Here is a 21,837-nt window from a genome sequence, read left to right as displayed (position 1 = left end):
TCCAAAAAATGAAAGATAAGGGGGATTATTTCAGCCCCAAATCTTTCAGGATTTTGCTTTCTAGCCCTCTTCCTAAATCCTTGTTTCCATGGATTGGGATAGTCACTATATAATCAAAATCTTCATGTTTGAAATGGTGATGGCTGCCGTTCTGTCGGATTTCTACCCAACCGTTTTTCTCGGCTAGCTTTGCCATTTCTTTTCCTGTAAGTGGCATAGTGTACGTTACCTCCTTACATTTTCTATTATACACATTATGCGCATAAAAGCAAGCGGAAAGAAAAAGTTTTTTAACTGATAGCATATATAAAATATTACAGTTTAGCATTTGGTTATAGATTGATAACAAGGTTCTAAAAACGGAACGATTTTGCGCCAAACCTCGCTAGCTACCTTTCCCAAGTAGTTCGGCGGGTCGCTGGGTAAACGCCCCTTGTTCTGCCGATAATAAGGATTTTTAACCAAGCGAACTCACCTCCTAATCCGTCCCCCATGACACCCCTTAAAAATCTGAAAAATTGGCGCGTGATGTAAGATGATATCTTGTCGCGGCTCTCTTGCTCTCGCAAGGGTGCGGGGGGGTGTTTTAAAAATTATTTTTTCTTTCTTGTCATCTCAAAAATTTCAAAAAGGGAATTTTTTGCACAGAAGAGGGCAGCGTCCTTTTATTCCAAATAACCTCTACCCCGTTCAAAAAAATAGGGGGCAAATAGCCCCTGTATCTTGGTTTGTATAAATACTGTTTCAACCCGTTACTTAAGGTTTAAATACAAGCAATTCACCGGCTTTATACCATTCCGCAAACTCTAATAATGCCTTGCTTTGTTCTCTGTAAAATTCCGATTCAGACAAGTCTAATTCCATGTATATACAGATATTGCTACACTGTCTTGCTTTGCAAAATCTTCTAATCAATATTTCTTTGTACATATCACTAGAGAGCAAACTAATAGCCTTGTCTATCTCTGCTTTCTCTCTTTCTGCGTCTAGCCTTTTTACTACAAAGGTTTCAAGTCCTTTGCTTGGCTGATTGTTCTTGCTACGTGGTTGGTCTGAAAAAGCACTGGCGCTCCGCAAAGTGTATTCACTCCCAGCAATTCGACACAAACGGCGATAAGTCTGTAAAATCTTTTTAGCCTTGGCTTGAGTTGCTTTTTCGTCAATCTCTCTAAACAATTCCAGCATGTTTTATCTCTCCTATGATATAATAGAGTTATCGAATTTATACCAAAAGGAGCTAGCACAAGCTGGCTTTTTTTGCTATTTTCTGCGCGTGTTCTTTGGATTATCCATGACTCAAATAGTTATTTTCTCTTTGTTCGTTCTTTGTTCAATCACGCGCTATCTTGTTAGATCCTATATTCAATACCTTACCAAAAGCCCGCTTAATTTTCAAGTCTAGCTAAACAATAAAAGAGGCACGCGCCTCTTTGTTATTTCTTAACTTGTTTAGTCTTTAATTGTCGAATTGAATACCGCTTATCTTTGATACTATAAATCCTGAATGAATTCCCCTCTAAACCCTTGAGAATGCGGCTATAGTTACGTTCGTTATACACTGTTTTTAATTCATCACCGCTTAGATTGGTATTGATAATTGTATTCTCACGATTGTTAAGTATATCAAATAATAAATCCTGTTCCCAATCGTTCTTAGGTTTAATCACCGCATTCTTTGCCCCTAGATCATCAATGATAAGGTAGTCAGGCCTTTTCAAGAGTTCCACGGCATCAGATTTAGTAAAAGCTGCATTCTTGCCATAAGTCCAACCATCTTGAATTTTATTAACAATATCTGTAAAGGTTACAAACAGAACGCTTTTAGGCTCATTTTTAGCCTTACTGTCCTCGTTGATAGCTTTAGCCATAGCAACACTTAGATGACTTTTTCCAACGCCTGTAGAGCCTGTAATCAGCGTATTTCCATTCATACCCTCTAGGTACTTCTTTACCTGATTTTGAGCAAAGGCTAATAGTTGTTTCTCCTCTTGTGTCTCGACTATGAAATTGTCAAATGTTGCTGTTTTTAACTCATCAGGGATTACACTATCACGCATTAGGACATGATAAGTTTTTTGATAGACTTGTTGGTTTGTGGCTTCGTTAGCTAACTCTTGTTCTTCGCGCTGTATATTCTCTCTGACACATTCAGGGCAAAACTCTTGCAACTTACGTTCATCACTTCCCCTAATAGGTGTTGATATTTGCCAATAGTTCACGTTATGAATTGAGCAGACCTTATCAAGTATTTTTCTATTTTGATACTCTTTGAACTGTTCCTTCATGTTTTCACCTCCTCCTAAAACGGGACATCAGGGAAGTTGTCCTGTGTTGGTTGTGCTAATGGCTGTTTCTTAGCCTCGTAAGCTGCTTGATTTTGTTTGACTTGCTCGATAGTCTTTAATCCTTGACCTTGCCAACGTTCAAGTATTGAGCGCGTGTATCTAATAGACCTACCGTTGTTCAATATGGTTTGTTCAAGAGCATAAAGTAACAAAGTCTGGCCGTGAGTAGCTAGCAAGTCTTCAACCTCTGTCACCATTGTGCCACTAACAGACATTTCACCAAAAGCCTCTTTTAGTTTTTCAAAGATAATATTTTTACCAGCTTCACCAGCTTTTTCTTGCTCTAGCTGTTGCTCTATCTCTTTCTCTATCTCTTTCTCTATCTCTGTTGGACATGAGTTGGAATTTGTCAAACTTTTTTGGACTTCTTCCAATCCCTCTTTTTTTCTCTGTTCTCGTTTATAACTTGCCCAGTTGGTCTCACTCATTACCATAGCCTTTGCCTGAGGCATTTCTGCATTTTTATCCTCATCAATTTGAATTAAACCGCATTTTGTAAAATATGCTATAGTCATTTCAATATCATCTTCTGAAACATCTAGCTTTAAGGCTAATTCTGCTTTTAAACTATCAAAGTATCCCTCGTAGTAAAGAATGCAGTCACTATCAAGACTTTCAAGCATAAGTCTGATATATATAACTGTCATAGTGTAACCACCCGGTAAAGTTTTAAGTCTCTTGATAAAGATATTATCAAAAAACTTTTTATCAATTTTTAGCCAAAAATAAACTTTTGTTTTTGCCATTGTTCCCCCTAATCTACTCCCAAAAATATCAGAATATCACTTACTTTATAAAAGACTTTGCGAGTGTCTTCTAGTGGTGGGCGATATCGTTTTAAGCCTGCTTTTTCCCAACGTGCCAAGGTTTTGGATTTTATCCCTAGTTCCTCCTTAACCTGTTGGGCTGTCATTAGTCCAAGCTGTCTTGGCTTTGGCTGCGTGTAAGACTGCAGAAAGTTAGAAAGCAAGGTTAGGGCTTCTGCCTTTAGTTGTGTTTCTGTATCTAAGCTAAATAATGCCATACTAACTGCCTTTCAAATATTTGTCTTGTTCGTTCAAGTCCGCATACATGAGGGCGCTGATTCGCTTTTGCTCATCTTGTCGCTGCCTATCTAGTGCTCTGATACCTGCCAGACGTTCGCTGTCATTTGCTGGGATATAGTAACCGCCTGCTAGGTCACGGCTTCCACAAATAGCGATATGATACTTAATTACTAAACCGCGGATAATGCCTCGAACGGTTCGGATATCTAACCCTGTGAGCTTGACAATCTCTTTGCCTGCGCGTGGTCTTTCTGCTCCCTGCGGGATAAGAGCAAGCACGCGTTTATAATTCTCTGGTAAAATTGGAAGCTTCATTCAATCGTCTCTCTTTCTTTGCTGGCTAGGATAATCTGCCCTCTTTCCCACATATCGCAAAAATCCATTAAAGTTTCTAAAACTCGTTCTAGTTGGTTTCGTTCCTCAATACTGTAACAGTCAAATTTATCTTCTAGAGAAAAATCTAACATAGTCTGATAGGCTTCTTCTAGCCAAATACCAAAGTTCTTAGCTCTTTCATTTGCAAGGTCAAACTCTTTTTTATCTGCCATGTTCTGCCTCCATAACCTCTAGCCATTTTTCAATTTTTCTGAGTTGCTTTTTAGTGATATAGCCCCTCCGCTTGTAAGCAATTGCCCAAGCATTAAACAGTTGAGTACAAATACCAGCAAGAAAGAAAAGTAGTAGCGTTAAAATTGCGCCTAGTAGTTCGCTCATTTGTTTAATGCCTCCAGTTCCTTGGGTTTGTCATTGTTTAATAGCAGAAAGGCAATTTTGTCTAGTCTTTGGCAAAGTTTTTCGTTTTGTGCATAAGCAGTCTCAATATATTTCTTAGCTATCCAGTTAAAGGTCGCTGTATCCACTTTTTGCGTTATCTCTAAGGCTTCTAGAGTTAAGTTATTCATTTCTAAGCTGTTCATGATGTCAGTTAGTTCACTACCTAAGTCGATTAGTTTTTCAGTGCTCAATAATACTGTTGTTGTTTTCGTCATGGTGTTTTACCTCGTTTAAATTTTCTTGTATTTATGCCCTTTTTAAGGGTTAGCGCCCTCCGTATGGTCAAAATATCCTAGATATGGTATAATCTAGCTATAAATCTTTACTAAAACCCTTACGGCTTGCCTGCTGTATTGTTTTAGTATTTGTGTGAAAGGCTTCCTACTTGGTCGGTTGGTTAAGCCTTTTTGTTTTATTCTGTTTTTAAGCACTCTAATAGGCGTTTTGAGCAGTTGAAACGGTTAGGGGTATAATTATACCCTTGAGACATTTCAAGTTGATTTTGGCTATATCTTATTGGCGAAAATCAGCTTAAAATCGATTCTATCGCTTGCTGCTTATTCAGCTTTTGAGTTATCGTTATCTTTTAAAATATTTTCAAGCCCTGTTTTGATAAAATAAAGGCTAGTTAGTGCTTGTTTTTTATCACCTTGTAAAATAGCATTGTCTGCAAGGTCAATCATAGCGTATAGATGAGCTTTTTCTTGTTCGTTTGATAGATACATTTTTTTATACTCCTTGTTGTGGTCTAAAGACCATGGATTTTATTTCCTGATAAGTCATGCCTAGCTTAATCATAGCAATAGCCATATCTTCTAAGTCTTGAAATCTGGCTAGCTCGGTACTGGTTAGGCTATCAATGCCATTATAGCCACCACGCGCCGCCATCAGTTGGCGCTTATTCATACCGCTAGCACCTTTCAGTAAAAGATTGTTCATTGTACTGTGAGCATGCTTAGGAGCAACCAGCCATATCTCTATACTGTCGTGTAAGGTTTTGCGTTTAGGTCGCTCTAAAGCACGCTGCAGCTTAAACTCTGCCACCTCGTCCCGCATTTCAAAGAATGCTTTGACAAGATTTTCTTTAAAGTTTGCGACTTGCTTGGTGTTTTTTAAGAATGTAATCAGCAAAGTTGCTTGTTGCTCGTTCAGTCGGTAAAGCTTTTCGGGTCTACCCCGCCCATTTAATTTACGCATTTCAAATGCGATTATTCCGTATCTTTCTAAGCGGTCTTTACGCTTTCTAATATGCTCTTGTATAGCGTGATGACTAATAGCAGCACATTCAGCAACTATCTCGCTAGTAGTGTACGGCTCTTTCTTGCCGTCCATGTAAACTAATTCCATTGTTTGGCTCCTTTTTATTCTGGTCGGAAATTTCTTCCGAGTAGTTCAATCCCCAGTGGTGAAGCGCCACTTAAGAAATCTGTAAATGTAGTGTAGTATTGCGATTGTGTCTCTCCTTCCTATGTGTTTAAAATACTTTTGCATACTTTTTCTCAAAAAAATATGTCTTCAATGGTTATGTCAGGAAACAATGGTAATAACAAAGTTTTAAACTTTAACTTTTCAGAATCAGAAAAAGAATTTTTTCCACTCTCTTTATTGTAATAAGCTTGCTTACTTATGCCCAATTGTTTTCCTAATTGTTCTTGAGATAAACCCAACATATTTCGATAACCTTTTATCTTATTTACCATTTCACACCTCCTTTACTTTTGCATACCTTGATTGTAACCAATATTTTTTAAAAAGTCAATACTTTTCTTTACTTAAAAACAAAAAATAGTTATAATTTAAATACGAGGTAAAAAAATGGAAGTGAATAATATTGAAGTAGGAAACCGAATTAAAAGTATTAGACTTGACCAAGGTGCAACTATGGAGGAATTTGGCAAAGCATTTAATACCAGTAAGGGGACTGTTAATAATTGGGAAAAGGGGCGTAATTTGCCTAACAAAGAAAATTTGTTAAAAATAGCAAAACTAGGAAATCTCAGCGTTGAGCAGCTATTATATGGCAGTTCTGCTAGAAGTCGATATAACTGGGACTATATCCTAGATTACATGGAAAAAACTAAAGAAGAACTAGATGAAGAAGCTTTTGAAAATACCAAACAAGCTATCGATAGTGCATTTTTTATCAGATCAGACTTGAATGATATTATAAATCTATATAACTATAATCTCCGAAATCCTATTCCTGCTAAGGATTTAAACGGTATGAAAAAATTCTACGAATCACAGGCCAATCTCTTAGAGGAATATATTTCTAGTCTTGACTATACAGAGAATAATATGGATATGATCATGGATTTGGAGATTGAAGCTAACTTTAATCGGAGATATATAGACAGAATTGACCGATATCAAAAAACTGGGATTTGGGCAGAAGACTATCTTGAAGAGTTAGAAAAATTCAAGAAAAGTCAAGAGAATTGAATAATAGCAACAAAAAAGACAAGCTAGTTTAATAGTACCTAACTGAAAATAAGCGAAAAGTTTAGGCAATTACATAACCATTATATCACTTTGGAGTTTAAAAACGATTGATAGCTTACCCACGCACCACACGGGAAAGGAACTGAATCAGCATAAAATTTTACAAAATAAACGCAAAAATATTGACGAAAACATAAAAATATTTTACAATGGAGGTACTTAAGGAATAGCTTTCGGAAAAACCTAAGGGTCCCGATTGCGGAAGGCATCTCCAGTATAAGGAGGTGTCTTTTTTGGTTCGTCCATTCAAAAACGTACATGAACAACTAAATATTTTACACAATAGAGGACTTAAGCTAACGGATTACCAAAATAATAAACTTTATCTAATGACCAATAATTACTATTCAATTATCAATGGATATAGTCGATATTTTTGGCAAACAACAAATAAGTATTTCCCTGGTACCACCTTCGATGATATTTCCATGTTGTATTTTCTAGATAGAGAGCTTAAGTTTATTTTCTTAAAGGCTATTTTGGAAGCTGAAAAACATCTAAAATCAATAACTGCATATACATTAGCAGAAAAGTATAAGGATAATCCCACGGATTATCTATCCACGGACTTCTATACTTACGACTCCAATAGTAGAAACCAAAGTCGAGATGTTACATTTTTGGTAAACAGATTTCAAAAAATCATTTCAAAATATAATAGACAACTTGGAAACAACCCAATAAAGAACCATCAAAGAAATCATGGCGGAATCCCCTTCTGGGTTATGGTGGAACATCTTACATTTGGAGAGCTAAAACTTGTAATCAAATATCTTCCAGCAATTCAAAATACAATTGCCAAACGTCATTACACCTTTATTTCTGAAAAAATGGCAATACAATCATTTTTTACCGGAAATGTACTCTTGTCCTTTATTGAAAACATTTTTGAAATTCGTAATATTAGCGCCCATGATTCACGACTTTTAGATTTCAAATGTAAAAATAACCTTGTTTATTTTCCAACTTTACATGACCGCTACGGAATTCTTCCTAACTCCCCTAGAAGTGACGTATATAATACATTCTTAACATTACAATGTTTTTTAAGTAAAACACAATATGCAATCTTACATAATACGGTATTGAAACGCCTTTTTTATCTGGACAACTACCTTTCAAAAAGAGGGTACCCAATCCATACAAATACTATTCTGAGTACGCTCGGTTTTCCTGATAATTGGCATGTCATCACTATGAAACTACCACAATAATAAACCACAGAAAGGAAGCCATGAACGAATTACAATTTTTAATCTATTCAGCAGATAACAACCAAGAAACAGCTAGCGTTATTATACGCGGGGAAACTATCTGGGCTAGTCAGAAAGAAATGGCTAGGCTGTTTGGTGTTGGTGTCCCTGCCATTAGTAAACACTTAAAAAATATCTTTGAAGAGGGAGAATTAGAAGAAAAAGTGGTTGTTTCCAAAATGGAAATAACCACAAAACACGGTGCAATTGCTGATAAAACCCAAACTAAGGATGTCAGCTACTACAATCTTGACGCCATTATCTCCGTAGGTTATCGGGTCAACTCTCAAAAAGCCACGCGCTTCAGACAATGGGCTACTTCGGTACTGCGTGAGTACATGATAAAAGGCTTTGCTATGGATGACGAACGCTTGAAACAAGGGGGAAACCTCCTAGGAAAAGACTACTTCCGCGAACTCTTGGAACGTGTCCGCTCTATCCGTGCTAGTGAGCGAAAAAGCCACAAAATTTCGACAACATGGGGGTGAGCATATGATACAAGAAGAATTTAAAAAAATAGTGGGGATGTGAGTATGACAGATTACGAAATTTTTTTACCAAGGATACTAGATAATGAATATGATAACCTGAATGAACTCTATCACCAATTAGACGATATTTTACCTTACTTATCAAACGAAGACGAAGTGTATTTTAACTTTGAAAATATCCGCTGGATAAATGCTGAAATGACTGTTTTTCTAGGGATGTTGTTCAGTGCTGTAACAGATAGAGGGGCAGATGTTTACGCCGTTATAGAGAACCTCTCTTTAAAATCAAAAGAAATACTTCTAAAAAATGGCTTTTTAAAGCATTTCGGCTTAAAATATGAGTTAGCCGATACCTACAACACCACCATACCATTTTTTAGAGAAACGATAGAAAGAATTGACGAAATTGACGAATATATAGATGACGAGCTTTTAAGACAGATCCGAAACAAAACTTCTGAAGAGTTTTTAGGAGAGATAAAAGAAGCTCTGTTGGAAATTATACACAACGTTCGAGACCACTCGCACTCAGATGTCTTATATATGTGCGGGCAGCACTACCCGCGGAAACCTAGAGGAAGTCAAGACGGCACTATATCTTTCGCTATATCGGACAATGGGATTGGAATGATAGAAAACATCAAAACCAAAGGACATTCCTTTTCTAAAACAGAGGATTACTTTGAATGGGCTTTTGACAGAGGGACGTCTACCAAAGAAAGATATGACAGTGGCGTAGGATTGTATGAACTCAAGAAAAAGCTCCGAGGAAAAGGAGAAATAAAAATAGTCTCCAATAACGGATATTATCACATCGATAAAACGGGTGATATTACTTTTTTAGAGTTCCCATTTAACGTCTCAGGGACGCTTGTTATTATCACCTTTTTCCTTGATGATTGTCAAAATCCTTCCCTTTCTGATACAATAGATTTATCAGGACTACTAGAAGAATGGTTTTTATAAGGAGTACACATGAAAACACTAAATATCGCTGAGATCATCAATAATAAATCAGCTATCCTAGATGAAACTGGACAAATTGTTTTCCAAAAAATTAAAGAATATGTTGAGAAAGACGAGCCAGTTATACTAGATTTTACAGGTATAGAAATTCTAACCACAGCATTTCTAAACCTCGCTATCGGCCAGCTTTATGACCTAAAACCAACAAACGAACTCACAAAGCTAGTGAAGATAAAACGGTCATCAGTTAGTGAGTCTCATTTCCAAAAAATAGGTCTTGTTCTATCTAACAGTAAAGAAAAAAGACAAGAGTTATCCGATTTGCAAGATGAGGTAATGCAGGATGGCTATTGAGAAAGATTTGAATACTTATACCTTGAATCAAGGTGAGACTTTCATCGTTGATACCAATGTCTGGATATATCTCTTCTCGCCATTTTCTACCAATAGCTTTGGTTATCAAAAATTCTTATCCGAAGCACAAAATAAAAATTGCAAGCTCTTTATCAACTCGCAAATCATTTCAGAATATATCAATGTCATTTGTAGAACCGCTTACGAGAACTACGCAAGAACTTATAGATTGAATAAGAATAATTTTAAGTTCAAACGTGATTATCAACAGACTTCAGACTTCTCACACTACTATCAACTAGCTTGTGAAAGTGTAAAAAATGAAATCTTAAAGTACAGTGAAATTTTACCAATCAAACAATCGCATATCGATAGCAGTCTAAATGACTATGACCAAATGAAAGACTACAATGACTTGCTTTATACAAAAATGTTAACAAGTGACATAAAAATTGTTAGTCATGACAGAGATTTTGGAAATCATCCTGAAGACATTATCTGGATACACTATTAAAAAACCTCACACTCGCCATCGCCAAACGTTGAGTGTGAGGAAAACATGTATAAGAAACAACCGTTCAAAAGGTCGTTTTCTTGTACCTATTTTACCAAGAAATGAGGTGAAACGCAATTTAGATAGAGAAATTAAATAATTAAAGAATGTTGAAAAAATATCTGAACGTTAACAAAAAATCTTACGCAAAAGGTTTGGATGTTAGAGTGACAAGTAAAACAAGGATTGTAAAATTCAATCTATAGAAAAACAAATCAAGCACCTATCGGATCAATAGTCTCATACCCTCACAATCTCATTTATTGACCTAGATTATTTACCTCAAAACATGCCATGTTTTAAAACGTAATATAAGCCCGTTTAAGCGCTTGTTTTCTTTTCTGGTATAAAATTTACCGTCTTACATAAAACAAACGAAAATAGGGGTATTCTCGTAGCTCCTAGCATGATATAAACCCAATCTAAAACTTTTACGGCTTGCCTGCTGATAGAAAGGGATATCATGAGAATAACAGAAGTCAAAAAGAAAAACGGTACAACTGTATACCGTGCTAGTGTTTATCTCGGTGTTGACCAGGTAACAGGTAAGAAAGTAAAAACCAGCGTAACAGGACGGACAAGAAAAGAGGTTAAATCAAAAGCTCAACAAGCCCAGATAGATTTTAAACTGAATGGCTCAACCATTCAAAAGGCAGTCATGGTCAAGAATTTTCAAGAGTTGGCCGACATATGGCTAGAAAGCTATAAACTGACCGTTAAGCCTCAAACCTATGAGGCGACATTGAGCAATCTAAGAACCCATATTTACCCAGTTTTTGGGAACAGACAACTAGACAAGATAACGGCTAGTGATATACAAGTTTTTATCAATCAGTTATCAAGATATTTTGAAAACTTTGTGACAATACGGTCAATCATCAGGAGGATTTTTCAGCAAGGAATATTGCTGCAGCTTGTCACTAATAACCCAGCTAGAGATATTATACTTCCTAGAAGACAAAAGAAGGCTGATAATAAGGTAAAGTTTATTGCTCCAGATGATTTGAAGGCTTTTCTTGATAATCTAGAAAAGAAGCAGTACAAGCGTTATGGTTTGTATTATGAGTATGTCCTCTATCATTTGCTCTTGTCTACAGGGTTACGGATCGGTGAAGCTTGCGCCTTAGAATGGACTGACATAGACCTTTATAAGAATACAATCACCGTAAATAAAACGTATAACAAAGGCTTAAAGGCAGTTAGTACAGCCAAGACCAAGTCAGCTAACCGAACCATTAGCATAGACAAGAAAACGGTCAATATGCTGCGTCTATACAAGAATAGGCAACGCCAGCTATTTTTCGAAACCGGGGCGCGTGCTCCGTCTGTAGTCTTTGCCACCCCTACAAGAGAATATTTTGATTTGGCAATTAGGCAAAGCGCTTTAGATACCCGTTGTAAAGAAGCAGGTATCCCTCGCTTTACCTTTCACGCTTTCCGCCATACTCACGCTAGTTTATTGCTGAATGCTGGTATCTCATACAAAGAATTACAATATCGCTTAGGTCATGCCAATATTACAATGACCTTAGACATTTACAGCCACCTATCAAGAGACAAAGAAAAAGAAGCAGTAGCTTACTTTGAGAAAGCCATTAGCTCCCTTTAGTCCACAAAAAGGTGAACAAATTGTGTTTTTGATAGTTGTAAACATCATCAGAACCTTATTAAATCAACGTTTAGAAAGGGTAAAACCAAAAACTATGTCAAAAATTATTGAACTACCAGAAAATCTTGCTAATCAGATTGCAGCGGGTGAGGTTATTGAGCGACCTAGCAGCGTTGTCAAGGAGTTAATAGAAAATTCTATTGATGCTGGTGCCACTCAGATTATAGTTGAGATTGAAGAAGCGGGACTCAGGAGCATTCAAGTCATTGATAATGGTGAAGGAATTGAGCATGAGGAGGTTTCCTTGGCTTTGCGGCGGCATGCTACTAGTAAAATCAAGAAACAAGCCGACCTTTTTCGAATTCGGACATTGGGCTTTCGGGGCGAGGCACTTCCATCCATTGCCTCTGTTTCACGTTTGACGATTGAAACTGCGACAAGTAGTGGTGCACATGGAACGCGTGTAATTGCTCAAGGTGGAGAAATTGAAACTGTAGAACCAAGCAGCTGTCCTAGGGGCACCAAAATCAAAGTGGAAGACCTTTTTTTCAACACGCCTGCTCGCTTGAAATATATGAAAAGTCAACAAGCGGAACTATCTCATATTGTAGATGTGATTAACCGTTTGAGCTTGGCTCATCCGGAGGTCGCTTTCACTCTTGTTAATGACGGTAAAGAGATGACACGGACAGCAGGAACAGGAAATCTGCGTCAAGCAATTGCTGGTATTTATGGACTGACAACAGCCAAAAAAATGATTGAAATTTTAGCATCTGATTTGGATTTTGAAGTATCAGGCTATATTAGTTTGCCAGAATTAACAAGGGCTAATCGGAATTACATTACTATCCTCATCAATGGTCGCTACATCAAGAATTTCCTACTCAATCGAGCTATTTTAGATGGATATGGTAGCAAGCTCATGGTGGGACGTTTTCCGATCGCTGTGATTGATATTCGGATTGACCCATATCTTGCTGATGTCAATGTTCACCCGACCAAGCAAGAAGTGCGGATTTCAAAGGAGCGAGAGCTCATGGTCTTGATATCGCAAGCTATTGCTGCAAGTTTGAAAGAGCAAGATTTGATTCCGGACGCATTAGAGAATTTAGCCAAATCAACTATTAACCGAGCAATTAAGCCTGAGCAGACCAGCCTCCCTCTCAAAGAGAACCGACTTTATTACGATAAAGAAAGAAATGACTTCTTTGTGAAACCACAAGTGTCAGAAGCTCAACCTTCTTTTGAGGAATCTGCCCGATTAGACCAACAATCTGCTGATACAGATGAACTCAATTCAAAAGTTGCTTCTGTCAAATTTGCAGAAAGGCAATCTCCTTCTTACAATCAACTAGATCATCCAGAGCTGGATCAGGCGAGCTTAGAGAGAGCTTTAGATAAGCTAGATGGAGAAGAAACTTCAACGTTTCCAGAATTGGAATATTTCGGGCAAATGCACGGCACCTACCTTTTTGCTCAAGGAAACGGTGGTCTTTATATTATTGACCAACATGCAGCTCAAGAGCGAGTAAAGTACGAATATTACCGCGAAAAAATCGGAGATGTAGATGCTAGTCAGCAGCAGCTTCTGGTTCCCTATATCTTTGAATTTCCAGCTGATGATATGTTGCGTCTGAAACAACGAATGGCTCTTTTAGAAGAAGTGGGGATTTTCCTAGAAGAATATGGGGCTAATCAATTCATTCTCCGTGAGCATCCTATTTGGCTCAAAGAAGAGGAGATCGAGTCGGGTATCTATGAGATGTGCGATATGCTACTTCTAACCAAGGAAGTCTCTATCAAGAAATATCGCGCTGAGCTGGCTATTATGATGAGTTGTAAACGTTCTATTAAAGCCAATCACAGCTTAGATGACTATTCAGCACGTGATTTGATTTTTCAGTTATCACAATGCGACAATCCCTACAACTGCCCTCACGGTCGTCCCGTTTTGGTCAACTTCACCAAATCTGATATGGAAAAAATGTTCCGTCGGATTCAGGAAAATCATACCAGCCTGAGAGAATTGGGCAAGTATTAAAACTATTTATAAAAGCTCTAAAACAGAGAGTTTGGGACAAAAAGATTTCAATTTTTAAAAATCTTAATTATTAAGCCCTTCAAATCTATAATTAAATGCGAAAAGCGAACAAAGCAGAATTCTGATTTGTTCGCTTTTTATATTTGAGGTCGGACTTTTGTCCCAGCCTCCTCCGCACAGCTCGAAAGGTTTGGGGAACCCTTCGAGGCTGGAAATAAAGTCAAGTGAAACTTGGGTCAAAAGGACTGGAAAAGTTGAGTTATCAACGTATTAGAGTCCACTCAGCAGTGATTGATTGGCACTAAAGTGCCTAATCAATTGTGCATGGGAAACTCTACATTGACTAAAGTCACTAGAGCTTCTCCAAATCACTGCGTCTTATAATTCTGACTATATAAACAAAAGAAGCTGAACACTTTTGTCTCAGCTTCTGTTTTTAAGATTTTATCTGTAATTGAGTTTCAGCAGTGATTTAAGATGTTTGGCTATAGGAATGGGGTTCTTGATGTTCAGCACTTCCTACTCTAAAGTTAGTTATCTGGTCCAAGTAAGTTTTCTTGATGGTCAGATACCTCTTGCAAGATAAGGCTGCGCCGACAGATAGAAAGAAGAGGAAAAAGATGAGGGATGGATTCCAGGGAAGATAGAGTCCTCCTGCGAAAAAGAAGAGGGTGATGGCCAGAAAGAGGATATAGAGGACGTTGACCAGACCAAAGCTTCTGACCTCCTGTTGATAGCCCTCGCTTTCCGAAGTAGTCCACTTGGATCTGGCTTCTTTCTCATCTGCTTGATCCAGTAGCAGATAATCCGTCGTCACCTGAAAGATTTTGCTCAGTTCGATGACCTTCTCGATTTCCGGCAGGGCCTGAGCAGATTCCCACTTGGAGATGCTCTGCCGGGAGACATTGACCTTTTCCGCCAGTTGATCCTGAGACCAGCCTCTTTCCTTTCGCAGTTCAAAAATTCGTTTATTGATTTGCATTTGCTAAATCTCCTTTCATATTTCTCTACTTGTATTGTACCATGATTGAGAGAACTTGAACATATAGCCAGCTTTCCTTTTTGTCAACCGGAGGTTGCGCTTTTATTTGCAGTTTCTGCGCTCAGAATATGATATACTAAAAGGGTTAAAAAGGAGAAGTCATGTACGAATATTTTAAAGGAATTTTAAGTAAAATCACAGCCAAATATATTGTAGTGGAAGTGGGGCAAATTGGCTATATCCTGCATGTGGCAAATCCTTATGCCTATTCAGGTCAGGTCAATCAGGAGATTCAAGTTTTTGTTCATCAGGTGGTCAGAGAGGATGCCCAGCTCCTCTACGGTTTTCGCACAGAGGATGAAAAGCAGCTTTTTCTCAATTTGATTTCGGTCTCTGGCATTGGACCCGTTTCTGCTCTTGCGATAATCGCTGCCGATGATAATGCCGGTTTGGTGCAGGCCATTGAGCAGAAAAACATCACTTATCTGACAAAATTTCCTAAAATTGGCAAAAAAACAGCCCAACAAATGGTGCTGGACTTAGAAGGCAAGGTTGTGGCAATAGGTGCTACTCCTAAGCAAGTTGCTGTTGCAGCTACTAGTGACAATCAAGAATTGGAAGAAGCCATGGAAGCTATGGTGGCTCTGGGCTACAAGGCGGCTGAACTCAAGAAAATTAAGAAATTCTTTGAAGGAACCAATGATACCGCGGAAAACTATATCAAATCCGCCCTCAAAATGCTGGTAAAATAAAGGAGAAAAGATGAAACGATGTAGCTGGGTAAAAGAGAATAATCCTTTATATATCGCCTATCATGACCAAGAGTGGGGTCGTCCTTTGCATGATGAGCGGGCTTTATTTGAGTTGCTCTGCCTAGAGACTTATCAGGCAGGACTATCTTGGGAGACCATTCTCAATAAACGAGCAGCCTTCCGACAAGCTTTTCATGGCTATGATGTTCATCAGGTGGCAGTCATGACAGATGCGGAGTTAGAAGGTATTTTACAAAATCCTGCCGTCGTCCGAAATCGTCGGAAAATCTATGCAACACGTGCTAACGCCCAAGCTTTTCTGAAAATACAGGCAGAGTTTGGCAGTTTTGATTATTATCTCTGGTCTTTTGTAGACTTTACACCGATTGACAATCCTGTCAAGGACTACAAGCAGATGCCCTCCAAGACTCCATTGTCTGAAAAACTGGCTAAAGATATGAAGAGACGAGGCTTTGAATTTGTAGGACCAGTCTGTGTCTATTCTTTCCTGCAGGCGGCAGGTCTTGTCAATGACCATGAGGAGACTTGCGATTTTAATTCAGCAAGAAAAACAATCAAACGATTTTAATAGCTTTGCTATCTTTTATGTGAGTAGTCGGTGCAATATTTATTGACCGATACTGTTTTATATTTTTCGTAATATTGCTGTATTTATGATGATATGACATCACTACAAAACCATGACCAAAGTTCCAATCGTAATCAAAATGCTGCCAATCAAAGATTTCATAGTAAAATCCTCGTGGAAAAAGATAAAAGCAAGAATGAGTGTGAGGACAACACTAAGCTTATCAATAGGAACGACCTTGGAGACTTCTCCCTCCTGCAATGCTCGGTAATAACAGAGCCAGGAAGCGCCCGTCGCTAATCCAGATAAAATCAAGAAAATCCAACTTTTCTTGCTGATGTTAGCGAGACCGAGTTGCCCTTTGGTCAAAAAGACCATACACCAAGCCATTAAAACAACGACCACTGTCCGAATAGCTGTTGCTAGATTAGAATTGACGCCAGAAATCCCGATTTTGGCTAAGATAGATGTCAGTGCTGCAAATAAAGCAGAAAGAAATGCAAAAACTGCCCACATCATTAAATCTCCTTAAATGTTTTGTTTTCTTTATTTTATCACATTTGATTCTATCTAACACAGCAAACTAAAGGCACTCAGGCAGTACAAAATTGTCTGTTTTTTATATAAACCCTAGTTTTGCTAAGCTAATCCTCATTTTTGAAGAGGCTGGGGCGAAAGTCTCCAACTTCAAAGTATATAAAGCGATAAATCAATGACGTAGTAGCTGATTGCTCAAAGCACGGCTTTGTGGTGATGCGAAGCAAGTCTCAGGGTATTAGCTTTTCAAGCTCGCAAAAACACTTTTGACGAAAACTTTATTTTCTTTATCCACCGTCTCAACAGTCTCCCAGACTGTTGAGCAAGCTTGCGGAGGTGAGATTACGAACTAAAAATTTTCAAGATGAGTTCTACCTCACTCCCATAATCGAGGTAATCATATTATTGATGTGACACAATTATAGTTATAAATTAGAAGGCTGGCAATTCCAGACTTTTTCTTTTTGAAAAATTCTTAGTCTTATCAATTTGCTTACAGATTCTTTTCTTAAAATGAAGTTTTTAAGATTTTTTATGATAAAATAAGACCAAATTGCGAATAGTAAAGTAGGAGGTTCTATGAAAGCAGAAATTATTGCTGTGGGTACTGAAATTCTGACAGGTCAGATTGTCAATACAAATGCCCGATTTTTATCGGAAAAATTAGCGAGTCTGGGTGTAGATGTATATTTCCAAACAGCAGTTGGAGATAATGAAGCTCGTCTGTTATCCATTTTAGAAATTGCTCGAAATCGTAGTAATTTGGTCATCTTAACTGGAGGATTAGGCCCAACAGAAGATGACTTGACTAAGCAGACTTTGGCAAAATTCTTAAATCGTAGGTTGGTATTTGACCGAATGGCTACGGAGAAATTGGACCGCTTTTTCGCAAGTCGACCGAATTATGCTCGAACACCAAACAATGAGCGACAAGCTCAGATAGTGGGAGGCTCGACTCCTCTACAAAATGAAACTGGGCTTGCAGTAGGAGGCGTGATTGAGGTCAGTGGCGTGACCTATGTTGTTCTACCTGGTCCGCCTAGTGAATTAAAACCTATGGTGAACAATAAGCTGGTTCCACTTTTAGCGACTGGTCAAAAATTGTATTCAAGAGTCTTACGTTTCTTTGGTATCGGTGAAAGTCAATTAGTAACCCTTTTAGGAGATTTAATTGATAATCAGACCGATCCGACCATTGCTCCTTATGCTAAGACGGGAGAGGTGACATTGCGATTGTCCACCAAGGCTACTAGTCAAAAGGAAGCAGATATTAAGTTTGCTCATTTAGAAAAGAAAATTTTAGCAGTACAGACTTTTGAGAAACAACATTTAGTAGACCTTTTCTACGCTTATGGAGATGATAATTCTCTGGGGCAAACAGCTTTTGAACTGCTGAGAAGAGCAGAAAAGACCGTCACAGCAGCTGAAAGTTTGACCGCAGGACTCTTTCAAGCGACTTTGGCAAACTTTTCTGGAGCCTCCAATGTCTTTAGTGGTGGCTTTGTTACCTACAGTATGGAGGAAAAGAGCCGAATGCTGAGCATTCCCTTGGCAGACTTAGAAAAGCATGGGGTAGTTTCAGCTTTTACAGCGGAGAAAATGGCTGAGCAGGCAAGAAAATTGACCGCTAGTGACTATGCGGTGAGCTTGACAGGTGTGGCAGGTCCAGACAGCTTAGAAGGACATCCAGCAGGGACAGTTTATATCGGCCTAGCAACCACAGAAGATGTTCAGTCTATTAAGGTTAATATTGCGGGTCGCAGTCGGACAGATGTACGTAAAATAGCCGTTCTGCATGCTTTCAATCTGCTGCGAAAAACTTTATTAAAAAACGAAAACATGCTATAATAATTAGATAGGCAAAAAATAATTTATCACTATATAGGAGAAATAAATGGCGAAAAAACAAAAAAAATTAGAAGAAATTTCAAAGAAATTTGGCGAGGAACGTCAAAAAGCGCTAGATACTGCACTTAAAAATATTGAAAAAGATTTTGGTAAAGGAGCGATTATGCGCCTAGGTGAGCGCGCTGAACAAAAAGTTCAAGTCATGAGTTCAGGTAGTTTGGCATTAGATATCGCTCTTGGTGCAGGAGGGTATCCAAAGGGGCGGATTATTGAAATCTATGGACCAGAGTCTTCTGGTAAGACGACCGTAGCTCTTCATGCAGTAGCGCAAGCTCAAAAAGAAGGCGGTATTGCAGCTTTTATTGATGCAGAACACGCTCTCGACCCGGCTTATGCACAAGCCCTTGGAGTTAATATTGATGAACTCTTACTTTCTCAGCCAGACTCTGGTGAGCAAGGCCTTGAGATTGCTGGGAAATTGATTGACTCTGGTGCGGTAGATTTGGTAGTTATTGACTCCGTGGCAGCCCTCGTACCACGTGCTGAGATTGATGGAGACATTGGAGATAGTCACGTTGGCTTGCAAGCGCGCATGATGAGTCAAGCTATGCGTAAATTGTCTGCTTCTATCAATAAAACGAAGACAATTGCGATTTTCATCAACCAACTGCGTGAAAAAGTTGGTATTATGTTTGGAAATCCAGAAACAACACCTGGTGGTCGTGCCTTGAAATTCTATGCGTCTGTTCGTTTAGATGTTCGTGGAAATACCCAAATCAAGGGGACTGGTGATGAGAAAGATACCAATGTTGGTAAGGAAACCAAGATTAAGGTTGTGAAGAATAAGGTTGCTCCGCCATTCAAGGAAGCTTTCGTAGAAATCATGTATGGTGAAGGAATTTCTAAAACAGGCGAGTTGATTAAAATTGCGACAGACCTTGATATTATCAAAAAAGCGGGTGCTTGGTATTCTTATAATGATGAAAAGATTGGTCAAGGGTCTGAAAATGCTAAGAAATACTTGGTAGATCATCCAGAAATTTTTGATGAAATTGATTATAAAGTTCGAGTGCATTACGGTTTGATTGAGGATGATGCTGAAGATGAAAAAAATGCAGAAGCAACTAAATCAGCAAACAAGGTGGAGGAAGTCACACTAGATTTGGATGACACGATTGAGATTGAGGAATAATTTTTTAAAAATAGGTCGCAAGACGGAGGGATTTTGTGGTATAATATAGTATGATAATAGTACCGTGTGGCGAAAGGAGTACTTACATGATTACAATTTATACTGTCTCAAGTTGCACTAGTTGTAAAAAAGCAAAAACATGGCTCAATGCTCACCAGTTAACTTATAAAGAACAAAATCTTGGTAAAGAAGGAATTACAAAAGAAGAGTTATTAGATATTCTAACAAAAACTGAAAATGGGGTTGCAAGCATTGTTTCTTCAAAAAATCGTTATGCAAAAGGCTTAGGTGTAGATATTGAAGAATTAAGTGTGAGTGAAGTGATTGACTTGATTATGGAAACTCCACGCATCTTGAAAAGCCCTATTTTAGTAGATGACAAGCGCCTACAAGTGGGCTACAAAGAAGATGATATTCGTGCATTCTTACCTCGCTCGGTTCGTAATGTTGAAAATACAGAAGCGCGTTTACGCGCGGCCTTGTAAAGAGTGGAATTTCCACTCTTTTTTTATTTCGATGTTTATTGATATTAAAAATATGATAAAATAAAGAATGAGGAGGAGTTAATCCATGAAAAGAAGCCTGATTCTATTAACCATTATTCTTACAGTCTTAGCAGGATGTGGTCAAAAAAAAGAAACAAAATCAAAAACAAGCAAGCAATCAATTGATAGTACGTTGCCAGTTATTGCAAACGCTGAAAAAGAAACAGTTGTGACAAAAACCTTATCATTCCCTAAAACAGCTGAAGGGATTCAACAAACACAAACAATTACTTACAAAGGCGATCAATTTTTAAGTTTAACGATTGAGCAAATCATGCCGATGAAAGAAGAAATGAAAAAAGTAGTTGCGGAAGTTGGAGTTGCTGAAGCGCAAAAATTATTGGAGAAATCTTTGGCTGAAGATGAAAAATTTACACAAGCAAAAAGTTTGGAAGGTTTTTCGACCTCTTTGGAAATTATAAATGATCAAGAATTGAAGCGAGTTCATACTTTTGATTTTCAAGTTTTGGATGTTAATAAGGCCGCTGATACTGAATATTTAAAAAATATGAAATTAAAAGAATTTTTAAAAATGAAACCAAAAGAATATGTTGAAAATCAGATTGCGAGTGGTGCAACGGAAGTCAATCAATAACTGTCAATCATTGGTTGCCTTTTTAGACAGGCCGTTTTGACAACGCTTACAAAAGATGGTATACTATTCTTATAAAGCTCTAAAATACAAGGAGGATATTTTTATGAGAAAATCGGTTGTTTTGTTAGGAGCAAGTTTGTTGCTGCTCACAGCTTGTGGTCAAAAATCCGGTCAGAATCAGTCAGGGGATAGTAAGACTGGTTCGAGTGTTGTGAAAAAGGATTCTGTTGTGACCAAGTCTTTTCAACAAAAACAGACTGTCCAAGGGATTGAACAAACACTTACGCAAACTATTTCTTATGAAGGAAAAACCTTTAAGAAGTTTGTGATAAATCTTGAACAAATACTTCCTGAAAATATGAAGAGTGTATTAGCGGGTCAAGATTTAGAAAGCACTAAGCCGCACTTGATTTCTGCTTTTGAAAAGGCCGCAGGATTGGATAAATTTAAGTCTTTGGGCGGTGTTGATGTTAAAACAGACATTACAAAAGACTATATTATTAAAGTTACAATCAATATTGATATGAGCAAAATCAACCTTGATGAAGCATCAAAACTAGATACATATGGCTCTATGTTTTCAACTATTAAAAATTTAACACCAAAACAATATATTGAGTCTGTCAAGGCAGCTGGAGCTAAAGAAGTTGCAAATCCATGATTTTATAGGTGTATAATGAAACAAAAAGAGGCTGGGACAAAAGTCCTTAACCTCGTCAGATTTTTATGAGTTTCTTGCAAGTTGCAGCGGTTGAGTGGGTTCTATGCGGTTGATAAATCAACCTTTACAGCCCTACTCAACTGTGCGGGGGTGGGACGACAAAATCAAATTTCTTCGAAATTACCGATTTTTGTCCCACTCC

At 38.0% G+C, this 21,837-nt stretch carries 28 protein-coding genes and 2 pseudogenes; 15 read left to right on the top strand and 15 right to left on the bottom strand.

Annotation, left to right across the window (positions count from 1 at the left end):
* Positions 1-25: 25 nt before the first annotated feature.
* The 13 genes and pseudogenes from EHW89_RS08880 to EHW89_RS08830 form a co-directional block, all read right to left on the bottom strand.
* Entirely contained in the window at positions 26-217 is a 192-nt protein-coding gene (locus tag EHW89_RS08880; protein ID WP_003038349.1) for a type II toxin-antitoxin system HicA family toxin, read from the bottom strand.
* A gap of 134 nt (positions 218-351) precedes the next feature.
* Positions 352-465, bottom strand: a pseudogene (locus tag EHW89_RS09560) (phage terminase small subunit P27 family); the annotation flags it as partial.
* Positions 466-756: 291 nt separating this feature from the next.
* On the bottom strand, positions 757-1,185 hold the full coding sequence (locus EHW89_RS08870) for an ArpU family phage packaging/lysis transcriptional regulator (protein WP_126467912.1): 429 nt from the start codon (positions 1,183-1,185) through the stop codon (positions 757-759).
* A gap of 248 nt (positions 1,186-1,433) precedes the next feature.
* The gene (locus tag EHW89_RS08865; protein WP_126467910.1) at positions 1,434-2,285 is read right to left on the bottom strand and encodes an ATP-binding protein; all 852 of its coding nucleotides are present in this window, start codon (positions 2,283-2,285) and stop codon (positions 1,434-1,436) included.
* A gap of 14 nt (positions 2,286-2,299) precedes the next feature.
* Positions 2,300-3,091 carry a phage replisome organizer N-terminal domain-containing protein gene (locus EHW89_RS08860; RefSeq protein ID WP_126467908.1) on the bottom strand — a complete coding sequence of 264 codons (792 nt, stop codon included), beginning with the start codon at positions 3,089-3,091 and terminating at the stop codon, positions 2,300-2,302.
* 8 nt (positions 3,092-3,099) lie between these two features.
* Complete coding sequence (locus EHW89_RS08855) at positions 3,100-3,369, bottom strand: MerR family transcriptional regulator (protein ID WP_003027800.1); 270 nt, start codon at positions 3,367-3,369, stop codon at positions 3,100-3,102.
* A gap of 1 nt (position 3,370) precedes the next feature.
* Positions 3,371-3,706: a hypothetical protein gene (locus EHW89_RS08850; protein ID WP_039677791.1), complete on the bottom strand. Its 336-nt coding sequence runs from the start codon at positions 3,704-3,706 to the stop codon at positions 3,371-3,373.
* Positions 3,703-3,939, bottom strand: a complete 237-nt coding sequence (locus tag EHW89_RS08845) for a hypothetical protein (protein ID WP_003027797.1) — start codon at positions 3,937-3,939, stop codon at positions 3,703-3,705. Before EHW89_RS08845 ends, EHW89_RS08850 begins: the two co-directional genes overlap by 4 nt.
* Entirely contained in the window at positions 3,929-4,105 is a 177-nt protein-coding gene (locus EHW89_RS09440) for a hypothetical protein (protein ID WP_003027795.1), read from the bottom strand. Before EHW89_RS09440 ends, EHW89_RS08845 begins: the two co-directional genes overlap by 11 nt.
* Positions 4,102-4,380, bottom strand: a complete 279-nt coding sequence (locus EHW89_RS08840) for a hypothetical protein (protein ID WP_003027794.1) — start codon at positions 4,378-4,380, stop codon at positions 4,102-4,104. Before EHW89_RS08840 ends, EHW89_RS09440 begins: the two co-directional genes overlap by 4 nt.
* 342 nt (positions 4,381-4,722) lie before the next feature.
* Positions 4,723-4,890 (bottom strand): hypothetical protein, encoded by a 168-nt coding sequence (locus tag EHW89_RS09435; protein ID WP_003075312.1) that lies wholly within the window; start codon positions 4,888-4,890, stop codon positions 4,723-4,725.
* Positions 4,891-4,894: 4 nt separating this feature from the next.
* Complete coding sequence (locus tag EHW89_RS08835; RefSeq protein ID WP_126467906.1) at positions 4,895-5,512, bottom strand: Rha family transcriptional regulator; 618 nt, start codon at positions 5,510-5,512, stop codon at positions 4,895-4,897.
* A gap of 152 nt (positions 5,513-5,664) precedes the next feature.
* Complete coding sequence (locus tag EHW89_RS08830) at positions 5,665-5,865, bottom strand: helix-turn-helix transcriptional regulator (protein ID WP_003027791.1); 201 nt, start codon at positions 5,863-5,865, stop codon at positions 5,665-5,667.
* A gap of 115 nt (positions 5,866-5,980) precedes the next feature.
* On the opposite strand from EHW89_RS08830, the gene EHW89_RS08825 reads away from it, so the two are divergent.
* The 8 genes and pseudogenes from EHW89_RS08825 to mutL all read left to right on the top strand — a co-directional run bounded on the left by EHW89_RS08825 (position 5,981) and on the right by mutL (position 13,934).
* Positions 5,981-6,607, top strand: coding sequence for a helix-turn-helix domain-containing protein (locus EHW89_RS08825; protein WP_003027789.1), 627 nt, complete (start codon positions 5,981-5,983; stop codon positions 6,605-6,607).
* Positions 6,608-6,891: 284 nt separating this feature from the next.
* The gene (locus EHW89_RS08820) at positions 6,892-7,881 is read left to right on the top strand and encodes an Abi family protein (protein WP_126467904.1); all 990 of its coding nucleotides are present in this window, start codon (positions 6,892-6,894) and stop codon (positions 7,879-7,881) included.
* 20 nt (positions 7,882-7,901) lie between these two features.
* A pseudogene (locus EHW89_RS08815) lies at positions 7,902-8,378 on the top strand (virulence RhuM family protein); the annotation flags it as partial.
* Between the two features lie 75 nt (positions 8,379-8,453).
* Positions 8,454-9,377 carry a hypothetical protein gene (locus EHW89_RS08810; RefSeq protein ID WP_106388230.1) on the top strand — a complete coding sequence of 308 codons (924 nt, stop codon included), beginning with the start codon at positions 8,454-8,456 and terminating at the stop codon, positions 9,375-9,377.
* A gap of 9 nt (positions 9,378-9,386) precedes the next feature.
* Complete coding sequence (locus tag EHW89_RS08805; protein WP_070670778.1) at positions 9,387-9,731, top strand: STAS-like domain-containing protein; 345 nt, start codon at positions 9,387-9,389, stop codon at positions 9,729-9,731.
* On the top strand, positions 9,721-10,245 hold the full coding sequence (locus EHW89_RS08800; protein WP_070670780.1) for a type II toxin-antitoxin system VapC family toxin: 525 nt from the start codon (positions 9,721-9,723) through the stop codon (positions 10,243-10,245). Before EHW89_RS08805 ends, EHW89_RS08800 begins: the two co-directional genes overlap by 11 nt.
* 502 nt (positions 10,246-10,747) lie before the next feature.
* The gene (locus EHW89_RS08795; RefSeq protein WP_126467902.1) at positions 10,748-11,893 is read left to right on the top strand and encodes a tyrosine-type recombinase/integrase; all 1,146 of its coding nucleotides are present in this window, start codon (positions 10,748-10,750) and stop codon (positions 11,891-11,893) included.
* Between the two features lie 94 nt (positions 11,894-11,987).
* Positions 11,988-13,934: a DNA mismatch repair endonuclease MutL gene (gene mutL / locus EHW89_RS08790; RefSeq protein WP_126467900.1), complete on the top strand. Its 1,947-nt coding sequence runs from the start codon at positions 11,988-11,990 to the stop codon at positions 13,932-13,934.
* 472 nt (positions 13,935-14,406) lie between these two features.
* Here the strand turns inward: mutL and EHW89_RS08785 are convergent, their stop codons facing one another.
* Positions 14,407-14,916, bottom strand: coding sequence for a helix-turn-helix domain-containing protein (locus EHW89_RS08785; RefSeq protein ID WP_126467898.1), 510 nt, complete (start codon positions 14,914-14,916; stop codon positions 14,407-14,409).
* A gap of 161 nt (positions 14,917-15,077) precedes the next feature.
* On the opposite strand from EHW89_RS08785, the gene ruvA reads away from it, so the two are divergent.
* Together ruvA and EHW89_RS08775 are read left to right on the top strand one after the other, a co-directional pair.
* On the top strand, positions 15,078-15,668 hold the full coding sequence (gene ruvA / locus EHW89_RS08780; protein ID WP_126467896.1) for a Holliday junction branch migration protein RuvA: 591 nt from the start codon (positions 15,078-15,080) through the stop codon (positions 15,666-15,668).
* Between the two features lie 10 nt (positions 15,669-15,678).
* Positions 15,679-16,257, top strand: a complete 579-nt coding sequence (locus tag EHW89_RS08775; protein ID WP_049517293.1) for a DNA-3-methyladenine glycosylase I — start codon at positions 15,679-15,681, stop codon at positions 16,255-16,257.
* Positions 16,258-16,359: 102 nt separating this feature from the next.
* On the opposite strand, the gene EHW89_RS08770 is transcribed toward EHW89_RS08775, so the two are convergent.
* Positions 16,360-16,773, bottom strand: a complete 414-nt coding sequence (locus EHW89_RS08770) for an EamA family transporter (RefSeq protein WP_193552992.1) — start codon at positions 16,771-16,773, stop codon at positions 16,360-16,362.
* 600 nt (positions 16,774-17,373) lie between these two features.
* On the opposite strand from EHW89_RS08770, the gene EHW89_RS08760 reads away from it, so the two are divergent.
* The 5 genes from EHW89_RS08760 (at position 17,374) to EHW89_RS08740 (ending at position 21,635) form a co-directional block, all read left to right on the top strand.
* Positions 17,374-18,642 carry a competence/damage-inducible protein A gene (locus EHW89_RS08760; protein WP_126467892.1) on the top strand — a complete coding sequence of 423 codons (1,269 nt, stop codon included), beginning with the start codon at positions 17,374-17,376 and terminating at the stop codon, positions 18,640-18,642.
* A 46-nt stretch (positions 18,643-18,688) separates the two neighbouring features.
* Entirely contained in the window at positions 18,689-19,834 is a 1,146-nt protein-coding gene (gene recA / locus EHW89_RS08755) for a recombinase RecA (protein WP_126467890.1), read from the top strand.
* Positions 19,835-19,920: 86 nt separating this feature from the next.
* Positions 19,921-20,319, top strand: coding sequence for a transcriptional regulator Spx (gene spx / locus EHW89_RS08750; RefSeq protein WP_003026638.1), 399 nt, complete (start codon positions 19,921-19,923; stop codon positions 20,317-20,319).
* An 85-nt stretch (positions 20,320-20,404) separates the two neighbouring features.
* Positions 20,405-20,974: an SP0191 family lipoprotein gene (locus tag EHW89_RS08745; RefSeq protein WP_003026634.1), complete on the top strand. Its 570-nt coding sequence runs from the start codon at positions 20,405-20,407 to the stop codon at positions 20,972-20,974.
* 103 nt (positions 20,975-21,077) lie between these two features.
* On the top strand, positions 21,078-21,635 hold the full coding sequence (locus tag EHW89_RS08740) for an SP0191 family lipoprotein (RefSeq protein ID WP_003026633.1): 558 nt from the start codon (positions 21,078-21,080) through the stop codon (positions 21,633-21,635).
* Positions 21,636-21,837: the final 202 nt, after the last annotated feature.

This window comes from Streptococcus periodonticum, from assembly GCF_003963555.1.
Taxonomy (GTDB): Bacteria; Bacillota; Bacilli; order Lactobacillales; family Streptococcaceae; genus Streptococcus; species Streptococcus anginosus.
This window is presented reverse-complemented; position numbering and strand designations above follow the sequence as displayed.